Source organism: Pseudomonas hefeiensis (genome assembly GCF_030687835.1).
Taxonomy (GTDB): Bacteria; Pseudomonadota; Gammaproteobacteria; order Pseudomonadales; family Pseudomonadaceae; genus Aquipseudomonas; species Aquipseudomonas hefeiensis.
In genome coordinates, this window is the sequence record NZ_CP117449.1 from 5,887,816 (window position 1) to 5,907,103 (window position 19,288).

The following is a 19,288-nucleotide window of genomic DNA, read 5'->3' on the forward strand; positions in this document are numbered from 1 at the left end:
TGAACGGTGTGGACCACCGAACCTGCGTACGCCACAAACCCCGTGTGGGAGCGAGCCTGCTCGCGATGCGGTCTAGAACTAGCCCAACGCCGTCTTCTCCAGGTGCTCAAGGATGATCGGGTACACATCCACCACCGCATCCTTGCCAAAGATGCAGTCGATATGGCCGTAGCCCGGCACTTCGTGGCGGCTGAACAGTTGCGGGCCGTGCATATCGCACAGTCGCTCGTAGGTCTTGAGGGTGCTCTGAGGGAGGTAGCACTGGTTCTCGGCGCCGCTGATGAAGCAGATCGGCAATTTCAACCGATCGAAATGCGGCATGTAGACGTCGTTGCCCTTGAAGTCCACCAGGTGCCCCTTGCGCACGATCAGCGCCAGGTGCTCGAAGGTGTGCATGTTCGACTCGCCGAACAACTCGTGCAGGTTGTCGTGCAGGGTTTCGTTGAGCGTGTCGTGGCGATAAAGCGAGGCATACATGAAGGTAATGCGGTGGCAGACCGGGTTGGTGCAATAGCCCTGGGCCTCGATCCGGGCATAGCCATTAAGGGCTTTGTCGTAGAGTTTGTTGAACCAGTTCTCCTTGGTATCGGCATAAGCAGTGAGGGATTTGATACCGATGGCGTCGAGCATCCCTGGCAGGTGCAGGCCGGCTTTCAGACCGGTTGCAGTAGCGACCACCGTATCGGCGGCGATCTGCGAGCAGACCACCGAGCGCACCCCTTGCAGCCCCGCCAGCATCGACATGAAGAACGTCGTTGCACCGTAGCAATGCACCACACATTGCACGTCGCGGGCCAGCGTGGCCTGCTGGATCTGCTCGATAGCAGCCTTGAAGTCGTACTGGGCTACCTGGTCGCCGTTCCATTCATGCTTGCTGGCCGGCAGCAGGATGCTCACCCGCAAGTCCAGCAACCAAACGTCGTACTCGTGCTTGCACAGGTACTCCAGCAGGTTGGTCTGGATGGTGTCGGTGGAGAAAATATTCGAGCCCACGCCCAAGCCATGCACCAGCATCACCGGGCCTTTGCTGCCCGCTTGATAGCGAGTCAGGCGTAGCTCGACGTTGTCCTCGGTCTGGAAGAAATGCACGGTCGGCGCCGGTGCGTCCAGCGGCCGCTTGGTGCGGGGCGGCGCGTCCGGGTTGAAGTAGACATCGCCTGCAAACACCCCGCCATAGCTCTCCCACAAGATCCCGGCGAAGAACTTGCCAAACCGCGCCAAGGCCTCCACGCGCTCACGCTCGTTGCGCGCGTTGAGCACTTTCATGGTGGTCATCTGCTTGGCGAAGTCGGCCGGCAGAATGTGCATCACCCCCGAGCCGATGACCTCGCCGCTCTTGTCCACCCCGCGATACAGCGTGACATAGAGCGTGCTGGTGTCGTGCCAGATGTTCAGCACCCCGTTGTCCTCGGGCACGGTCTTGAAGGCACTGAAGTAATAGTCACTGCCGTCCTCGGCGGTCAGTTTCATGTCGTAGTTCATGTGCCGCACATCCACCTGTTCCTGATATTGCTCGAACAGGTTGAACACCCCGTTGCTGGCGACCAGCGGCTTGGCCGAGAGCATCGGCGCATCCAGTGTGCCCACCAGGGTTGCGGCGTGTTCCGGCTCCTTGATCAGGCGGTTGAGGTCGGCGGCGGTGATGGTCAGCGTGAACTCGATAGTCGAGTTGTCGGCCTTGCCGCGCTTGGCTGCCGCTTCGTAAAGCGACAGATCGGTGCCCTGGGGTTGGGTAAACGCCGTGGAAAAGTAACCCTTCATGGTTTCGGTGAACTGCACGCCGAGGGTCGGTGGCGCCACCGGTTTACGTGCAGCCGAAGGCAGGGTGTAGTCGATGATCCAGCCACGATCAGCCGCCAGCAGCCCCATGTTGCGTTCGCTCACCGCCGAAATGGTCAACAGCGGGTTGACCGCCAGGGAAGTCGGGATCACCGCGCCGTCGGTCACGTACAGGCCAGGGTAAACATCCGTCCCGCTGGCGCCACTGAACACCTGGCCCTTGTGGTTGACCACGCCTTGCGTCGCGTCTTCACCCATCACGCACCCGCCCAACGGGTGGACCGAAACGATGCTGTGCTTGAGCAGCTTGGTCCAGATCGGATTCTCGACCCAGATCCCGCCCAACGCCTTGGTGCTCTGGTGCAAACGCTCATTGCCCAGAGCCACGTTTTCCTGCTCGCCAACGCCGGGCCAGTCGATGCGCAGCTGGTCCTTGTTGTCGAGCACCATGCGCCCCTTGCCGTTGTCGTGGCTCATGATGAGGTACGTCTGCATGTTATGCAGCGCGCCGTAGTACGGGCCGCGCAGAAAGCTTTCGGCTTCCCGGGCCTTGTACTTGAGGCTGGCGCCCAGGCCCGTGTCGGTGGGCACGCCGATCATCCCGGCGAACGCCGCCATGCTCGGCACCATTGGCCGACCAAGCGCGCCAGGGATCGAGCCTTCCTCGATGACCATGCGGCTGCGCCAGTCACCTTCGGTACGCATGTCGATGATCGAGGTAATGCAGGGCCCCACCGGCTCCAGCTCCTTGGCCGAGTGGGCACCGAAGCCGATGCCGTTGATGGTCTGGTCGCAGTTGTGGCCAAACCCGAGGATGTCGCCATTGCCGCTCATGTTCTCGCCCAGTTGACTGGACATCGACAGGCCCTTTTCCCGCGAGCGCAGCATGATTTCGGTGGAGCCCAGGGTGCCAGCCGACACCACCACGATATCGGCGCGCACGAACAGGGTTGGCGCCGAGAACAACTCGCGGCCGCTGTCCAGGTACTGGAAATGCACGATCCAGCCGTCACCGTCGCGCTCCAGATGCCGCACCTGGGCCTGGCAGAAAATCTCCGCGCCGTGGTTCCAGGCGTCCGGCAGGTAATTCATCAGCGTGGTGTTCTTGGCCTTGTTGTTACAGCCCGAGACGCAATCACCGCAACCGTTGCACGGCAACTGCTCGACACCGACGTGGTTCAGGTTGTTGGGCAGCTTGTCGAAGGTCACGTTGATCGGCGGTTTGTAGAAATGTGCGTCCTGCTTGAGATAGCTCGCCGACTTGCGGTTGGCGTCGAGCTTGGGCAGGTTCGGCGAGGCATCAGGGTAAGGGGTGGGCTTGAGCATTTCCCGCGCCCGCGCATAACCGTCCTTGAGCAGCGTATCGCGATGTTCACGCACCGCCTGCGGCCAACGCGGGTCCTCGAACACACCGGGCTCCGGCTCCAGCGAAACGTTGGCGTTGATCAGCGAAGTGCCACCCAGGCCGCAACCGACCACCACGTTCTGCTGGGCGTTGACGTGTAGATCGAACAGTCCGGTGCGCGACCCGATGTGACCGTCCGGGTCATGCACCTGCAACTCCTCAGTGGCCGCCAGCATGGTGTTGGGGTATTCGCCGGGCTGGATCTCCCGGCCCCGCTCCAGCAGACAAACCTTGCGCCCGGCCCGGGACAGGCGTGACGCGGCTATGCCACCGCCGTAGCCGGAACCAATGACGATAACGTCGTAATGCTCCTTGATTTCGCTGATGGGGGTCGAGATCCGTGTCATGTTCAAGTCCTCTCAGGCAGATGGGGCAACTCTGCGGTTGCCTGCAAATCGACAGGCGCACGAACGCCTGGCCACTATCCCGTACGGGTTTGAGCGGCAGTCAACGGTGCTACAGGGGAAACTCAGGTGCGCAGCGGGGCGCTATAGACGCGCACGCTGATTGGTGGCGCGACGACGTCTGCGTTTGGGTAACCGGGTGGCAGGGGTCGGGGTACACGTTGCAGCTGAAACCGGGTATGAGCAGGGGGGCTTGCTATCCATCATGCGTTCTCCCTGAACCAGATGTGGATAAAGAGGCGGTGTCCTTGTGCCATGAGTGAAGACAGCTGGCCGGGCCACGTCAAGGTGGTTCCCTAGAACTGTATGAAATTTGAGCTATCGCGTTTAGACCTATGCCCGCCGTGGCCCCTAGGCTTTCGCGAACAAGTTATCCACATGTCCACCCACAGCTAATGGGGACAAGTGCATCGTTGCGACTGAGTTTTCTAGATAAAAGCTAAAGAAAAACCGTGACTTATGAACAATGAACGTTTCTTTCCCACATAGGTTAAAAACTGATCAGCCATGTGAAAGCCTTGTCTGGTATGGCGTCCAGAGGAGAGCGAACACCTTATCCACAGAAGCGCCAACAGTGTTTGGGGGTAATTTTGACGATTCTGTGGAAAACGCTGTCTACGGCCTGTAACTCGGGGTTTTAGCGGAATTTTCCGGGTAAAAATGGCAAATTGATCATTTTATAATCAATACCATGAAAGCCCCGCTGCGTATGGCTTGTAGCGGGTAGCGAACATCTTATCCACAGAAGCGCCAACAGAGATTGGGGGCAAGTAGGGTTCTGCGCTCAAGCTTATTCACAAACAAAATCGAGGAAAAACCGTGAGTTAGGCTGGTTGTTTTTTAAGCGCAAGCCTGGGGAGCTTGATCTGCGTGGGGTGTGGCCAGGGGCGAACAGGTTATCCACAGATGCGCGCACAGGGATTGTGGGTAACACACATCCCCTTGTGTGCGCGCCTTGTGGGAGCAAAGCTTGCTCGCGATGAAAACGCCTTGGTCTCTCAAGTGCCGAGGTGCCTGGATCGCGAGCAAGCTTTGCTCCCACAAGGATTTTTGGTGAGCTTGGATTTAGCGAACCACCCCTTCCTCAACCAACAACTTGAGAATCGCCTCGGCGCCCGCCTCCGGGCTCACGCCTTTGAGCACCTGCCCGCCTCCGCCGCTGGCCTTGGCCGTGGCGGCTTTCATGCGATCGGCGCCGCTCTTGGCCTTGATCACTTTCAAACGTTTTGGCCGCGGTTTGGCCGGTTGCAGGGTCGCCACCGCCAACAGGGCGTCGTCGATCACCTCGACTTCTTCAGCGTGCAACGCCCCGCGTCGGGCCGGGCCGTAGGCGCTTTGCCGGGGTTTGGGGGCGGCGTTATCCACCGTGGCAAGGAACGGCAGGCGCACTTTAAGACGTCGCCGCTGGCCGCGAGGCAAAGCTTGCAGCACCAAGGCTACGCCACTGTCGATGGATTCGACCTGGGCCAGTCCCACCACCAGCGGCCAGCCGAGATTTTCCGCCAGCAGGAACGGCAACATGCCTGAGCCTTCGCCGGTTTCCGCCTGACTGCCGGTGAGCACCACTTGGGCTCCCGCATCGCGCAGATAGTCAGTCAGGGCCGGTAGTGCGTCGGCACCTGCGGGGTTATCCAGGACGTAGAGTGCGTCCAGGCCCATGCCCAGATAGGCGCGCAGAGCCGGTTCGGCCACGTCGCCTGCGTGCAGCACTTGCAGGTCGTTGCCGGCCAGTTGCAGGCCGAGCTCCACGGCCCGGGCGTCCTGTTCGGCACGCCGGGGCCGACCGGAGGTCGGGTGGGCGCCGATGGACACCAGGCTGATCACTTGAGTACTCATGGTTGAATCCTTAGCTTAAGCCGCATCGCGCTTGGCTTCGTTGCGGTACGCCTCTACCGCCGCGATCAAGGCCTGAAGAATCGCCGCGCTGTCGCCAATCACCGACAGGTCTGCCCGTTTGATCATGTCGCAACCAGGGTCGAGGTTGATCGCCACCACCTTGTCGCAGGCGCCGATGCCTTGCAGGTGCTGAATCGCCCCGGAAATCCCCACCGCGACGTAGACCCGCGCCGTAACCCAGGTGCCGGACGCGCCAACCTGGCGATCGCGGGCCATGAAGCCGTCGTCCACCGCCACTCGCGAAGCACCTTCGGTGGCGCCCAAGGCCGCAGCGGTCTGGTGGAAAAGCGCCCAGTCCTTGACCCCGTTGCCGCCGGAGAAAATGAATTCGGCTTCGGCCATCGGGATCGCGCCCGGGTCCACCGCCACCGCGCCCAGGTCTTCGATGCGCGACAAGCTGCGGGCCACGCCTGTGGATAACTCCACCGGCAAGGCTTCGTGACGGGTTTCACTGACCGGCTCGGCGCATTCGGCCGCGGCCAGGATCAGCCGCGCCAAAGGCCGGGCCAGGTCTTGCAGGCCGGCACCGGCACGACCGATGCACGCCTCGCCCTTGACCTGCCAGACCCGCGTGGCCGGGCGCTCGCCCAGGGCTGCGGCAAAACGCCGGCCCAGTTCGCCGCCGCCGGTGCGGCTGTCAGGCAGCAGCCAATGGCGTGGGTTGAATTGGTTATCCACAGCCCGAAGTCCTTGCACCCGTTGCTCCGGTGCATAACCGCTGAATGCCTCACCTTCCAATACCAGCAAACGGTCGACACCGGCCGTGGCGAAAGCGTTTTCCTTGTGCTCACCGAAGACCACCGCCAGCACCGCGCCTTCGCTACCGGCAAGCTGATGGGCCAGGCCCAGCAGATCGCGGTCGTGGCTGCTGAGACGACCACCGACCATGTCCGGCACCACACTGATGTAGAACGCCGGTTGCGGCACCTGATGCAGCGGCAGTTGCACTTCAGCGGCAGCGGTACGCTTGCTCGCGCCGCCCTGCTGGGCACCGCTGCGATCAATACGCTTGATGCCGTTGGGGCCGATGAAACCGACACCATGAACATTCTTGCGGATGATGCCGTTGGGCCCCATCCAGCTGTGCTGGACCGGTTGCATGGCCGCGTGCAGCGGATGCAGGCGGTTGCGGGCGATCCACTCGGCGCGAGGGTCGCGGCGGATGATGTCGCTCATTAATGCACCTCCGCAGGTTCACGTTTAGCCGGGGCCACTGGCTTGCTTGGCGCCGCGTCTTCGAGCAGCGCGTCGGCCACCAGTTCGGCAATGTCCTTGATCATCGGTCGCGGCTCGACCACACCTTCCAGCATCGCAGTGCACTGTGGACAACCCACTGCCACCAGTTCGGCGCCGGTTTCGCGAATGTCTTCCATGCGCATGTCGGGGATACGCTGCTTGCCCGGAATGTCGGTGATCGGCGCGCCGCCGCCACCGCCGCAGCAACGCGAGCGGAAACCGGAACGCTGCATTTCCTTGATCTCGATGCCCAGCGCGCGCAGCACCTGGCGTGGCGCCTCGTATTCGCCGTTGTAACGGCCCAGGTAGCACGGGTCGTGATAGGTCACACTGTCGCCCTTGTGCTGGCCGAGGCTCAGGGCGCCGGCGTCGATGATTTCTGCCAGGTAGGTGCTGTGGTGCTGCACCCGATAGTTGCCATCGAACGCGCCGTATTCGTTTTTCAGCACGTGGAAGCTGTGAGGGTCGCAGGTGACGATCCGGTTGAAGCTGTATTTGCCCAGGGTCAGGATGTTGCGTTTGGCCAACAGTTGGAAGGTCGCTTCATCGCCGAGGCGCCGGGCCACGTCGCCGCTGTCGCGCTCTTCGAGACCGAGTACGGCGAAGTCGATGTTCGCCGCCTTGAGCACTTTGACGAAGGCGCGCAAGGTGCGCTGGTTGCGCATGTCGAAGGCACCGTCGCCGACCCAGAACAGCACGTCGGTGGATTTCACCTCGCTGAGCAGGTTCAGGTTCAGGTCCGCCGCCCAGTTCATCCGCCCGCCCGGAGCGAAGCCGCCAGGGTTGTCGGTGGCGATGAGGTTTTCCAGCACCTCGGCGCCCTTGTTCGGCGTCGCGCCTTTTTCCAGGGTCAGGTGGCGGCGCATGTCGACGATGGCATCGACGTGCTCGATCATCATCGGGCATTCCTCGACACAGGCCCGGCAGGTGGTGCAGGACCACAGGGTCTCGGCGTCCACCAGGCCGTTGACGATCGGCTGATGGGGGTTGCCGCTGTGCTCACCCACCGGTTTATCTGGATAAGGGCTGCCGGCGAATTTCGCATCGGTGCCGCCGGCCAGACCGACGACCATGTCCTGGATGAGTTTTTTCGGGTTCAGCGGCTGGCCGGCAGCGAACGCCGGGCAGGCAGCTTCACACTTGCCGCACTGTACGCAGGCGTCGAAACCGAGCAACTGGTTCCAGGTGAAATCCTTGGGTTTCTCAACGCCCAGCGGTGCAGCGGGGTCGTTCAGGTCCAAAGGTTTGAGACCGGTTGAGCGGCCACCACCAAAGCGTTCGGCGCGGCGGTGCCAGGCCAGGTGCAGGGCCCCGGCAAAGGCATGTTTCATCGGCCCGCCCCAGGTCATGCCGAAGAACATTTCCGACACACCCCAAAGCACGCCCAGGCCCAACAGCGCCACCAACACCCAGCCCCCGAAGTCCGCCGGCAAGATCCCGGCGACCGGCAAGGTCACCAGGAAAAAACTGATGGAAAACGCGAACAGGCTCTTGGGCAAGCGCATCCACGGGCCTTTGGACAGCCGTGACGGTGGATTGCGACGACGCAAGGCAATGAAGATCGCGCCGCTGAACATCAGCAGCGTGGCGAACAGCAAGGCATAGCCCAGAATGCGGTTCTGCAGGCCGAAACCATGCACCAGAATCGCCAGCAGCGCCGCCAGCACAAACCCACCCGCCGTGGCGACGTGGGTATTGGCGATGTATTTGTCCCGCGCCACCACATGGTGCAAGTCCACCATGTAGCGCTTGGGCATGGCGAAAAGGCCACCGATCAGGTCGACCTTGGACGGTCGCCCCCGGCGCCACATGTTCATCCGCCGCAAGGCGCCAAGGACCGCGAGGCCCAGGGCGGCAAACAGCAGGATGGGAAGAAGGGTGTTCAGCATGGTGAAGCTCCCAAAGACCTCAGGTCTTGCAGGCACAGAAACCTGGATGTCTTGCTCGATTCCTGTGGGAGCAAGGCGTGCCCGCGATGCGATCGACTCGGTCAGTCAGATGCGCCGTGTCGCATTTATCGCGGGCAAGCCTCGCTCCCACAGGGTTATCCACAAGCCGTTAGAAATCCTTGCACAACCGCAGCGCGTCGTAGATGGCGGCGTGAGTATTACGCTGCGCCACGCAGTCGCCGATGCGGAACAGCAGGTAGCCATCGCCGCTCTGCGCAAGACACGGCTGGGGCTTGATCGCGAACAGGGCTTCGACGTCGATCTGGCCCTTGTTGCGCGAACCTTCCTTGAGCGCGTAGTAGATTTCTTCATCCGGCCGCACGCCGTTTTCCACCACCACCTGATCCACCACGCGCTCTTCCTTGGCACCGGTGTATTCGTTCTCCAGTACCGCCACCAGCTTGTCGCCTTCGCGGTAGACCTTCTCCAGCATCATGTCCCCGGTCATGATCACTTCCTTGGGGTACATGCTGCGGTAGTAGGTGGGGAACGAGGTCCCGCCAATGGCCACGCCCGGCTTGATGTCGTCGGTGACGATCTCGACCTGGCTGCCCTTGTCGGCGAGGAAGTCGGCCACTGACATCCCGGTGAACTCACAAATGGTGTCGTAGACCAGCACATTCTTGCCCGGCGCAACCTTGCCATCGAGCACGTCCCAACTGCTGACCACCAGCCCTTCGGCGGCGCCCCAGTGTTCGTTCTGCTCGATGAATGGATGCCCGCCGACGGCCAGCACCACCACATCCGGACGCAGGTCCATGATGGTGGCCGCGTCTGCCGCCACGCCCAGGCGCAGGTCGACTTTCAGGCGCGCCAGTTCCAGCTGGAACCAGCGGGTGATGCCGGCGATCTGGTCCCGTTGCGGGGCTTTCGAAGCGGTGGTGATCTGCCCGCCAATGAATTCTTTTTTCTCGAACAGGGTCACGTCATGGCCGCGTTCGGCCGCCACACGGGCCGCTTCCATCCCGGCCGGGCCGGCACCGACGACCACTACCTTGCGTTTCGGTCCGGTGGACTTTTCGATGATGTGCGGCACGCCCATGTATTCACGGGACGTTGCGGCATTCTGGATGCACAGCACGTCCAGCCCCTGGTACTGCCGGTCGATGCAATAGTTGGCGCCCACGCACTGCTTGATCTGGTCGATCTGGCCCATCTTGATCTTGGCGATCAGGTGCGGGTCGGCGATGTGGGCGCGGGTCATGCCGACCATGTCGACGTAACCGCCCTCCAGAATCCGCGTGGCCTGGTTCGGGTCCTTGATGTTCTGCGCGTGCAGCACTGGGACCTTGACCACTTCTTTGATGCCGGCGGCCAGGTGCAGGAACGGCTCCGGTGGATAACTCATGTTCGGGATGACGTTGGCCAGGGTGTTATGGGTGTCGCAACCTGAGCCCACCACGCCGATGAAGTCCAGCATGCCCGTGTCGTCGTAGTACTTGGCGATCTGCTTCATGTCCTCGTGGGACAGACCGTCCGGATGGAACTCGTCACCACACAGACGCATGCCGACGCAGAAGTCGTCGCCCACTTCGGCGCGCACGGCTTTGAGCACTTCCAGGCCGAACTTCATCCGTCCCTCGAAGGTGCCACCCCATTCGTCGGTGCGCTTGTTGACCCGCGGGCTCCAGAATTGGTCGATCATGTGCTGGTGCACGGCGGACAACTCGACACCGTCCAGGCCACCGGCCTTGGCGCGCTTGGCGGCGCTGGCGTAGTTGCCAATCACCCGCCAGATTTCTTCCGGCTCAATGGTTTTGCACGTAGCGCGGTGCACCGGCTCGCGCACGCCGGACGGCGACATCAGGGTCGGCCAGTTGAAACCGTCCCAACGCGAGCGACGACCCATGTGGGTAATCTGGATCATAATCTTGGCGCCATGCTTGTGCATGGCATCGGCCAGGTTCTGGAAGTGCGGGATGATGCGGTCGGTGGACAGGTTCACCGAACTCCACCATTCCTGCGGGCTGTCGATGGCCACTACCGAGGAACCACCGCAGATCGCCAGGCCGATACCACCCTTGGCCTTCTCTTCGTAATACTTCACGTACCGGTCAGTGGTCATGCCGCCGTCAGTGGCGTAGACCTCGGCGTGAGCAGTGCTGAGCACGCGGTTGCGGATGGTCAGCTTGCCGATCTGGATCGGCTGGAACATTGCTTCAAAAGCCATGGCGCGATCCTCGATTTACAACGGCTTGACGATGAACAGGCCGTCGTCGTGGCCTTCTTCGGAACCGCCGTAGACCTGCTCGGCCACGGTGCGGATCGAACTGCCACGGGCGGCGAGAATCTGGTCCATGGCGCCAGCGAACCAGCCGGTGAACATGTAGTCGACCTTGCGTCCGACCTTGCCGTACACGTAAACGAACGCCGAGTGTTCCAGCTTGACGCTGGCGGTGCCTTTATCCAGGTCGATGTCCTGGATCTTGAACAGGCCCCAACCGCGCTGGGAGAGACGCTTCATGTAGTGCTCGAACACCGCGACGCCTTCCAGGCCATGGCATTCGGCTTCTTTTTCACACCAGTGCCAGGCGGATTTGTAGCCCGCCTTGTAGAGAATCTCGGCGTAGGCGTCGGCGCCCAACACTTCTTCGATGCCCATGTGGTTATTGACGAAGAAGTGACGCGGTACGTAGAGCATCGGCAGGGCATCAGAGGTCCAGACACCGGTTTCACTGTCGACTTCGATAGGCAATTGAGGGGCGATTTTGGCCATGAAACGTTACTCCAGAAAATTCGTAATCAGTGCTTGGCAATGCTTTTGCTTCGCTCTTATAAACAAGCCGTGTGAATGACTTTGGAGCCGTAGCGAGCACGTCGAGAGCAAGGAAGGACCGGAGCGACAAGCGAGACAGTACGGGACGTACGGCGAGCTTGGCGCGAGGACCTGACGCAGCTATCGGCGAGCGGAGTAGGCTCCAGAGTTATTCATTCGCCCCAGACGTCTTTCAGGACATTGACCCAGTTCTCGCCCATGATCTTGCGCACCACCCGCTCCGGATGACCGCGCTTGAGCAGCGTCTCGGTGAGGTTCGGGAACTCGCCCACGGTGCGGATGCCCAGGGGGTTGATGATCTTGCCGAAGCTGGTCAGACGACGGGCATAGCCCTTGTCGTGGGTCAGCATTTCGAAGAAATCCTGACCGTGACCCTGAGTGAAGTCAGTGCCGATGCCGATGGCGTCCTCACCAACGATGTTCATGGTGTATTCGATGGCCTCGGCGTAATCGTCGATGGTCGAATCGATGCCCTTGGCCAGGAACGGAGCGAACATGGTCACGCCGACAAAACCACCGTGGTCGGCGATGAACTTCAGTTCTTCATCGGATTTGTTGCGCGGGTGTTCTTTCAGGCCGGACGGCAGGCAGTGGGAATAGCAGACCGGCTTCTTCGATTCGAGGATGACTTCTTCGGAGGTCTTGGAGCCGACGTGGGACAGGTCGCACATGATGCCGACCCGGTTCATCTCGGCGACGATTTCGCGACCAAAGCCCGACAGGCCACCGTCGCGCTCGTAGCAGCCGGTGCCCACCAGATTCTGGGTGTTGTAGCACATCTGCACCACGCCAACGCCGAGTTGCTTGAATATCTCGACGTAGCCGAGCTGGTCTTCGAAAGCGTGGGCGTTCTGGAAGCCAAAGATGATGCCGGTCTTGCCCTGAGCCTTGGCGCGCTGGATATCGGCGGTGGTTTTCACCGGGATCACCAGATCGCTGTTTTCGCGGATCAGTTTCTGGCTGGCCACAATATTGTTGATGGTGGCCTGAAAACCCTCCCACACCGACACCGTGCAGTTGGCGGCGGTCAGGCCGCCCTTGCGCATGTCTTCGAACAGGTCACGGTTCCACTTGGCAATGATCAGCCCGTCGATAACGATGCTGTCGGCGTGCAATTCGGCTGGGCTCATCAGGCAGTCCCCTTTTGTCAGCGATTCATGCGCCGAATCGTGTGCCGGCGCTTTGGGGCCAGCATATGCCTCGGTGCATTGGCGACCGGGTGCAAAAACGACAGGGGAATTGCCGAAAGCGTCAATCCACGACAAAGGGCTATGAGCGGGCCACCCTGCCCGTCTGTTCTTTACCCGACGCTTGCGCCAGAATCCGCCGCATCACTGGCTTTCACTGGACTCGAGCGGCAACGCAATGAAATCAATCATCCTGGCTTTGGCCCTGATCAGCACCGTCGCCCACGCGACCGAAGACACCGAACACAACCCGTGCGATGCCGTGGAAAACGACGTCCAGACCCTGGCCTGCTCGGCCTACGGCAAAGCCGCCGCCGAACAACTGCTCGCCGACAACCTGCAGAGCCTCTTTGAGCGCCTGCAAACCCTCTACGCCGACGACAAGGCCCAGCTCACCGACATCACCGGCAAAATCAGAATTGCCCAGCAACTGTGGCAAAAACAGCGCGACGCCGACTGCGCCATCGCCGCCTTCCCGGCCAAACCCGGCAGCCAAGCCTACAAAATCGCCGAAAACGACTGCCTGGCTCAGGTGAGTGATGACCGGTCGGAGTTTTTGGAGTCGATCGGGCAGGAATAAAGGGCCGTTTACGGAGCAATATTCAGACACCGTTCATGCGTTGGCCCTGGAGAAAATATAAGTCAGGATTCGCAAGTCTTATAAAAGACTTATATCCCTCCATGAACACCATCCAATGGACCAGAAAAGCCGTTAAGCAGCTTCTGAAATTGCATTCTGCCCACCAGGCTCAGGTTCGGGACGCCGTTACAGCGCTCGCCAGGTGCCCGACGCGGCGAACGTCAGAGCGCTTGTCGGCCATAACTACGCCTATCGCCTTCGGGTAGGCCGCTATCGAGTCATGTTCGATTGGGACGGGGCGATCAAGGTCGTCGGCATTCAAGAGGGTCAAGAAACGCGATGAACGTACCTACTGATATTCAGATCATAAACAACGCAAACGGGAATCCTGCATTCGTGGTCATTCCGTATGCCCAATACGTTGCGCAAAAAAAAACTGGAACCTGATCTGATTCCTCATGAAGTGGTCAGTCGTATCGTCGATGGCGCCACGCCCATCCGCGCATGGCGCGAACATCTGAACTTGACCCAGGATGAAGTCGCCAGGCGCCTGGGTATTTCTCAACCGGCGTTTGCCCAGCAAGAGTCCGTCGCCAAGCCTCGCCGAGCCACCCGCGAAAAAATTGCCGCCGCCTTTGGTATCCATGCCGATCAGTTGGAGCTGTAAGCTGCACGCCACCATCGAGCAAAGGAATTCACATGAAAATCTGCGGCATCGAAATCAAAGGCAGCGAAGCAATCATCGCCGTTGCCTCGCTGGATCAACAGGCGCTGAGCCACCTCCCACTGAACACCAAGAAAATCGCCCTGGACGACGATGACGAAGCCGCCAACGTCAAGGCGTTCGCCGCCCAGGTCCGGGCGTTCGTGACGGACAACGGTATCGAACGCATCGCCATCAAGAAACGCAGCAAGAAAGGCGAGTTCGCCGGCGGACCGACGACGTTCAAGATCGAAGGGGTTTTCCAGTTGCTGGACGGTTGCGAGGTGACGCTGCTGTCGCCGCAGACCATCAATGCGCAGAACAAGAAACACGACTTCGCATTGCCCGCGACGCTGAACAAGTATCAGCATGAGGCTTATAAGGCGGCGTGTTCAGCGTTGATGAAGAAGTAAGCCTCTTTCAGCCGAACATTGCACTTGCGGCGATTTTTATGTGGGAGCAAGGCTTGCCCGCGATACAGGCGCCTCGCTCTCCCATACACCGCGCCGCTTTCGTTATAGTCGCGAACATAATTGAGTATAAAAGCCTGTCAAACCACCTCCCGCCCATCTCCTTGGCGACGACGATCCTCCCGCGGGCACCGTTCAAACCTCGCCCGATAGCTGCGGGTGAAGTACGACGGTGATTCGAAACCGCAGGCGATGCTCACCTCCAGCACACTCATGTCGGTCTGGCGCAGCAATTGCCGGGCCTTTTCCAGGCGCAGTCGCAGGTAGAAGTTGCTGGGAGTGTCGTTCAAGTGCAGGCGGAACAGGCGTTCGAGCTGGCGGCGGGTTACGTTGATGGATTCGGCCAGGGCCAGGGTGCTCAGGGGCGGTTCACTGTGGGTTTCCATCTCGCCGATGACATGCACCAGTTTCTTGTTGCGCACGCCATAGCGGCTGGCAATTTCCATGCGCTGGTGGTCTTTGCGCGGACGAATGCGGCCGAGCACAAATTGTTCGCTGACCTCAATCGCCAGTTGCGGGCCATGGGCCTGGCCGATCAGGTCCAGCATCAGGTCGATGGACGCGGTGCCGCCGGCGCAGGTGATGCGCCGGCGGTCAATTTCGAACAGTTCCTGGGTCACGCTGAGCTGTGGATAAGACTCCTTGAACGCCTCGATCGCTTCCCAATGCAGGGTCACCCGATGCCCTTCCAGCAGCCCCGCCTCAGCCAGAACCACACTGCCGGTGTCGATACCGCCCAGGGTCACGCCCTCATTGTCCAGCCGATGCAGCCAGCGCTCCAACGCCGGGGTCACGAACTTGAGCGGTTCGAACCCCGCCACCACCCAGAGGGTCGCGCCCTTCTTCAGCGACTCCAGCGCGGCATCGGCGTTGACCGACATGCCATTGCTTGCCAGCACCGCCCCGCCATCGGCGCTCAACACATGCCAGCGGTACAACTCACCGCGAAAGCGGTTGGCGACCCGCAACGGTTCGATGGCCGAAATGAAACCGATGGCCGAAAAACCCGGCATCAACAAGAAGTAGAAATCCTGGGACATGTAGCGAACTCGGTTGGCGGGTAGCGTGCGGTCCTTGATACGCCACAGGTCGCTGCAGTGCAAGAGCGAGTCGCCGCTGTGCGTTTTGCCAGCGGGCTGGCTGCGTAACTTGGCATCACCGGTGCACAGATGCCGGAACCCATAACAAAGACTGCCGAGGAACCCGACATGAAACGACTGATCAGCTCCTGCGTTCTTGCACTCAGTACTACCACCTTCCTGAGTTCCGCTGCGATGGCGGCCGATGCCGCCGCGTGCCAGAACGTGCGCCTGGGTGTGGTCAACTGGACCGATGTCATCGCCACCAGCGCCATGACCCAAGTGTTGCTCGACGGCCTCGGCTACAAGACCAAACAGACCAGCGCCTCCCAGCAAATCATCTTCGCCGGCATCCGCGACCAGCGCCTGGACATGTTTCTGGGCTATTGGAACCCGCTGATGACCCAGACCATCACCCCGTTCGTCGAGGCCAAACAGGTCAAGGTCCTGGAGCAACCCAGCCTCAAGGACGCCCGCGCCACCCTGGCCGTGCCGACTTATCTGGCCGACAAAGGCCTGAAGACTTTCGCCGACATCGCCAAATTCGAGAAAGAACTGGGCGGCAAAATCTACGGTATCGAGCCTGGTTCCGGCGCCAATACCCAGATCAAGGCGATGATCAGCAAGAACCAGTTCGGCCTGGGCAAGTTCCAGTTGGTGGAATCCAGCGAGGCCGGCATGCTCGCGGCGGTGGACCGCGCCGTGCGACGCAATCAAGCCGTGGTGTTCTTCGGCTGGGCGCCGCACCCGATGAACGTCAACGTGCAAATGACCTACCTGAGCGGCAGCGAAGACGCCCTCGGTCCGAACGAAGGCATGGCCACCGTGTGGACCGTCACCGCGCCGGACTACGCGCAAAAATGCCCGAACGTCAGCCGCCTGCTGAGTAACCTGACGTTCACCGCCGAAGACGAGAGCCGGATGATGCAGCCACTGCTGGATCACAAGGACCCGCTCGAATCGGCCAAGCAATGGCTCAAGGATCATCCGCAAGACAAGCAACGCTGGCTCGAAGGCGTCACCACCTTCGATGGCAAGCCTGCCGCCGACAACCTGAAACTGACCAGCAACTGAACCACCGTCATCCATCTGCGCAGCGCCAATCGGCTGCGCAGTGACTCATCACGCCTGTAAGGAACCCGCACCATGAACCACGACGTCATCATCACCTGCGCACTTACCGGTGCTGGCGACACGACCGCCAAAAGTCCGCACGTACCGGTCACCCCGAAACAGATCGCCGCGGCTGCCGTCGAGGCCGCCAAGGCCGGCGCCACGGTAGTCCACTGCCACGTTCGCGATCCGCAGACCGGCAAGTTCAGCCGTGACGTGGCGCTGTACCGCGAAGTGATGGAGCGCATCCGAGAGGCGGACGTCGACATCATCGTCAATCTCACCGCCGGCATGGGCGGCGATCTGGAGATCGGCGGCGGCGAAAATCCCATGGAGTTCGGCCCCAATACCGACCTGGTGGGCCCGCTGACCCGCCTGGCCCACGTCGAGGAGCTACTGCCGGAAATCTGCACCCTGGATTGCGGCACCCTGAACTTCGGCGACGGCGACACCATTTATATCTCCACCCCGGCGCAACTGCGGGCCGGGGCCAAGCGCATCACCGAGCTGGGGGTCAAGGCCGAGCTGGAAATCTTCGACACCGGCCACCTGTGGTTCGCCAAGCAGATGATCAAGGAAGGCCTGTTGGACAACCCGCTGTTCCAGCTTTGCCTGGGCATCCCGTGGGGGGCGCCAGCCGACACCACCACCATGAAAGCCATGGTCGACAACTTGCCAGCAGACGCCGTGTGGGCCGGCTTCGGCATCGGCCGCATGCAAATGCCGATGGCGGCCCAGGCCGTGCTGCTGGGCGGCAACGTGCGGGTCGGCCTGGAAGACAACCTGTGGCTGGACAAAGGTGTGCTCGCCACCAATGGCCAATTGGTCGAACGCGCCAGCGAAATCCTCAGCCGCCTCGGCGCCCGCGTGCTCACCCCGGCCGAGGGGCGCAAGAAAATGGGCCTGACCCAGCGCGGCTGATCAACCGAACACCCACCGCCCCCGTGGGGGCACTACCTGTGGGAGCAAGGCTTGCCCGCGATGACGGTATGTCAGTCGACATCTCTGTTGAATCTACTGCCGCCATCGCGGGCAAGCCTTGCTCCCACAGGAGATCACCGAACTATCTTTTTCAGGAAATCACCATGAGCTTTATCACCGATATCAAAACCTTCGCCGCCCTGGGCAGCGGTGTGATCGGCAGCGGTTGGGTCAGCCGTGCCCTGGCCCATGGCCTGGACGTCGTGGCCTGGGACCCGGCGCCGGGCGCCGAGGCAGCACTGCGCAAACGCGTGGCCAACGCTTGGGGCGCACTGGAGAAACAAGGCCTGGCGCCCGGCGCCTCCCAGGATCGGCTGCGGTTTGTCGCGACGATCGAAGAATGCGTGCGCGACGCCGATTTCATCCAGGAAAGTGCCCCCGAGCGCCTGGAACTGAAGCTCGAACTGCACGGCCAGATCAGCGCCGCCGCCAAGCCCAATGCGCTGATTGGTTCCAGCACGTCGGGGCTGCTGCCGAGCGAGTTCTATGAAGGTTCCACCCACCCGGAGCGCTGCGTGGTCGGGCATCCGTTCAACCCGGTCTACCTGTTGCCACTGGTGGAAGTAGTCGGCGGCAAAAACACTGCGCCCGAAGCGGTCCAGGCGGCGATGCGGGTGTATGAGTCCCTCGGCATGCGCCCACTGCATGTACGCAAGGAAGTGCCCGGCTTCATCGCCGACCGGCTGCTCGAAGCGCTCTGGCGCGAGGCGCTGCACCTGGTCAACGACGGCGTGGCCACCACCGGGGAAATCGACGATGCCATCCGTTTTGGCGCCGGCTTGCGCTGGTCATTCATGGGCACGTTCCTGACCTACACACTGGCCGGTGGCGATGCCGGAATGCGCCACTTCATGGCTCAATTCGGTCCGGCGTTACAGTTGCCGTGGACCTACCTGCCGGCGCCGGAGCTGACCGAAAAACTGATCGATGACGTCGTGGACGGGACCAGCGCGCAACTGGGCAACCACAGCATTTCGGCCCTGGAGCGCTATCGTGATGATTGCCTGCTGGCGGTGCTGGAGGCGGTGAAAACCACCAAAGAAAAGCACGGGATGGCCTTCAGCGAGTAAACCTTGGCTTTTTGGGTCAGCAGGTCTGGCCCCATCGCGAGCAGGCTCGCTCCCACGGGTTTTGAGGTGTGAATGCGATCTGTCTCACCCAGAAGATCATTGTGGGAGCGAGCCTGCTCGCGATAGCGCCAACCCAGTCACCACAACTGTCGGAACCAGAAACATGCCCACCCTCACCACCTACCAAACCCGCATCCTCCCCGAATGGGTCGATTACAACGGCCACCTGCGCGATGCCTTTTACCTGTTGATCTTCAGCTACGCGACCGACGCACTGATGGATCAGCTGGGCATGGACAGCCAGAACCGCGAAGCCAGCGGCCACTCGCTGTTCACCCTTGAACTGCACCTGAACTACCTGCACGAAGTGAAGCTCGACGCCCAGGTCGAAGTGCGCACACAGATCATCGGCCACGACGCCAAACGCCTGCATCTCTACCACAGCCTGCATTTGGCCGGCGGGGATAAGGAACTGGCCGGCAACGAGCAAATGCTGCTGCACGTCGACCTGGCCGGCCCGCGCTCGGCGCCCTTCACCGAACAGACCCTGGGCAAGCTCAAAGCCTTGCTCACGGAACAATCCGACCTGTCGCCGCCGGCCTACATCGGCCGGGTCATCGCATTGCCACCGGCCCGATAAACCCCGAACAGGAGATCGCC

14 protein-coding genes and 2 pseudogenes are annotated in these 19,288 nt (G+C 61.3%); 8 read left to right on the plus strand and 8 right to left on the minus strand.

Going from position 1 to position 19,288, the window contains the following annotated elements:
* Window positions 1-78 precede the first annotated feature (78 nt).
* The 7 genes from PSH57_RS26615 to PSH57_RS26645 all read right to left on the minus strand — a co-directional run bounded on the left by PSH57_RS26615 (window position 79) and on the right by PSH57_RS26645 (window position 12,575).
* Entirely contained in the window at window positions 79-3,531 is a 3,453-nt protein-coding gene (locus PSH57_RS26615; protein ID WP_305386402.1) for a GMC family oxidoreductase N-terminal domain-containing protein, read from the minus strand.
* Between the two features lie 1,122 nt (window positions 3,532-4,653).
* The gene (etfB, locus tag PSH57_RS26620) at window positions 4,654-5,424 is read right to left on the minus strand and encodes an electron transfer flavoprotein subunit beta (RefSeq protein ID WP_305386404.1); all 771 of its coding nucleotides are present in this window, start codon (window positions 5,422-5,424) and stop codon (window positions 4,654-4,656) included.
* Between the two features lie 15 nt (window positions 5,425-5,439).
* Entirely contained in the window at window positions 5,440-6,660 is a 1,221-nt protein-coding gene (etfA, locus tag PSH57_RS26625; RefSeq protein WP_305386407.1) for an electron transfer flavoprotein subunit alpha, read from the minus strand.
* Entirely contained in the window at window positions 6,660-8,609 is a 1,950-nt protein-coding gene (dgcB, locus tag PSH57_RS26630) for a dimethylglycine demethylation protein DgcB (protein WP_305386409.1), read from the minus strand. Before dgcB ends, etfA begins: the two co-directional genes overlap by 1 nt.
* 169 nt (window positions 8,610-8,778) lie before the next feature.
* The gene (gene dgcA, locus PSH57_RS26635; RefSeq protein ID WP_256231002.1) at window positions 8,779-10,839 is read right to left on the minus strand and encodes a dimethylglycine demethylation protein DgcA; all 2,061 of its coding nucleotides are present in this window, start codon (window positions 10,837-10,839) and stop codon (window positions 8,779-8,781) included.
* A 15-nt stretch (window positions 10,840-10,854) separates the two neighbouring features.
* A complete protein-coding gene (locus PSH57_RS26640) occupies window positions 10,855-11,385 on the minus strand; it encodes a DUF5943 domain-containing protein (protein WP_030139308.1) in 531 nt (176 codons plus the stop codon).
* A 212-nt stretch (window positions 11,386-11,597) separates the two neighbouring features.
* Window positions 11,598-12,575, minus strand: coding sequence for a dipeptidase (locus PSH57_RS26645; protein WP_047230381.1), 978 nt, complete (start codon window positions 12,573-12,575; stop codon window positions 11,598-11,600).
* Between the two features lie 235 nt (window positions 12,576-12,810).
* Here PSH57_RS26645 and PSH57_RS26650 point away from each other — a divergent pair, with 235 nt between their 5' ends.
* The 4 genes and pseudogenes from PSH57_RS26650 (at window position 12,811) to PSH57_RS26665 (ending at window position 14,328) form a co-directional block, all read left to right on the plus strand.
* Window positions 12,811-13,212, plus strand: a complete 402-nt coding sequence (locus tag PSH57_RS26650) for a lysozyme inhibitor LprI family protein (RefSeq protein ID WP_305386414.1) — start codon at window positions 12,811-12,813, stop codon at window positions 13,210-13,212.
* A gap of 101 nt (window positions 13,213-13,313) precedes the next feature.
* Window positions 13,314-13,568, plus strand: a pseudogene (locus PSH57_RS26655) (type II toxin-antitoxin system RelE family toxin).
* Window positions 13,552-13,879, plus strand: a pseudogene (locus PSH57_RS26660) (helix-turn-helix domain-containing protein). The pseudogenes PSH57_RS26655 and PSH57_RS26660 overlap by 17 nt, the downstream one beginning before the upstream one ends.
* Window positions 13,880-13,911: 32 nt before the next feature.
* Window positions 13,912-14,328, plus strand: coding sequence for a DUF3010 family protein (locus PSH57_RS26665; RefSeq protein WP_305386417.1), 417 nt, complete (start codon window positions 13,912-13,914; stop codon window positions 14,326-14,328).
* Between the two features lie 137 nt (window positions 14,329-14,465).
* On the opposite strand, the gene PSH57_RS26670 is transcribed toward PSH57_RS26665, so the two are convergent.
* Window positions 14,466-15,425, minus strand: a complete 960-nt coding sequence (locus tag PSH57_RS26670) for a GlxA family transcriptional regulator (protein WP_305386420.1) — start codon at window positions 15,423-15,425, stop codon at window positions 14,466-14,468.
* A gap of 168 nt (window positions 15,426-15,593) precedes the next feature.
* On the opposite strand from PSH57_RS26670, the gene choX reads away from it, so the two are divergent.
* The 4 genes from choX to PSH57_RS26690 all read left to right on the plus strand — a co-directional run bounded on the left by choX (window position 15,594) and on the right by PSH57_RS26690 (window position 19,268).
* Window positions 15,594-16,538, plus strand: coding sequence for a choline ABC transporter substrate-binding protein (gene choX, locus PSH57_RS26675; RefSeq protein ID WP_305386422.1), 945 nt, complete (start codon window positions 15,594-15,596; stop codon window positions 16,536-16,538).
* Window positions 16,539-16,610: 72 nt separating this feature from the next.
* A complete protein-coding gene (gene cdhC / locus PSH57_RS26680) occupies window positions 16,611-17,498 on the plus strand; it encodes a 3-dehydrocarnitine:acetyl-CoA trimethylamine transferase CdhC (RefSeq protein WP_305386424.1) in 888 nt (295 codons plus the stop codon).
* A 164-nt stretch (window positions 17,499-17,662) separates the two neighbouring features.
* Window positions 17,663-18,628: an L-carnitine dehydrogenase gene (locus PSH57_RS26685; protein WP_305386427.1), complete on the plus strand. Its 966-nt coding sequence runs from the start codon at window positions 17,663-17,665 to the stop codon at window positions 18,626-18,628.
* Between the two features lie 163 nt (window positions 18,629-18,791).
* Window positions 18,792-19,268, plus strand: a complete 477-nt coding sequence (locus PSH57_RS26690) for a thioesterase family protein (protein WP_305386429.1) — start codon at window positions 18,792-18,794, stop codon at window positions 19,266-19,268.
* Window positions 19,269-19,288 lie beyond the last annotated feature (20 nt).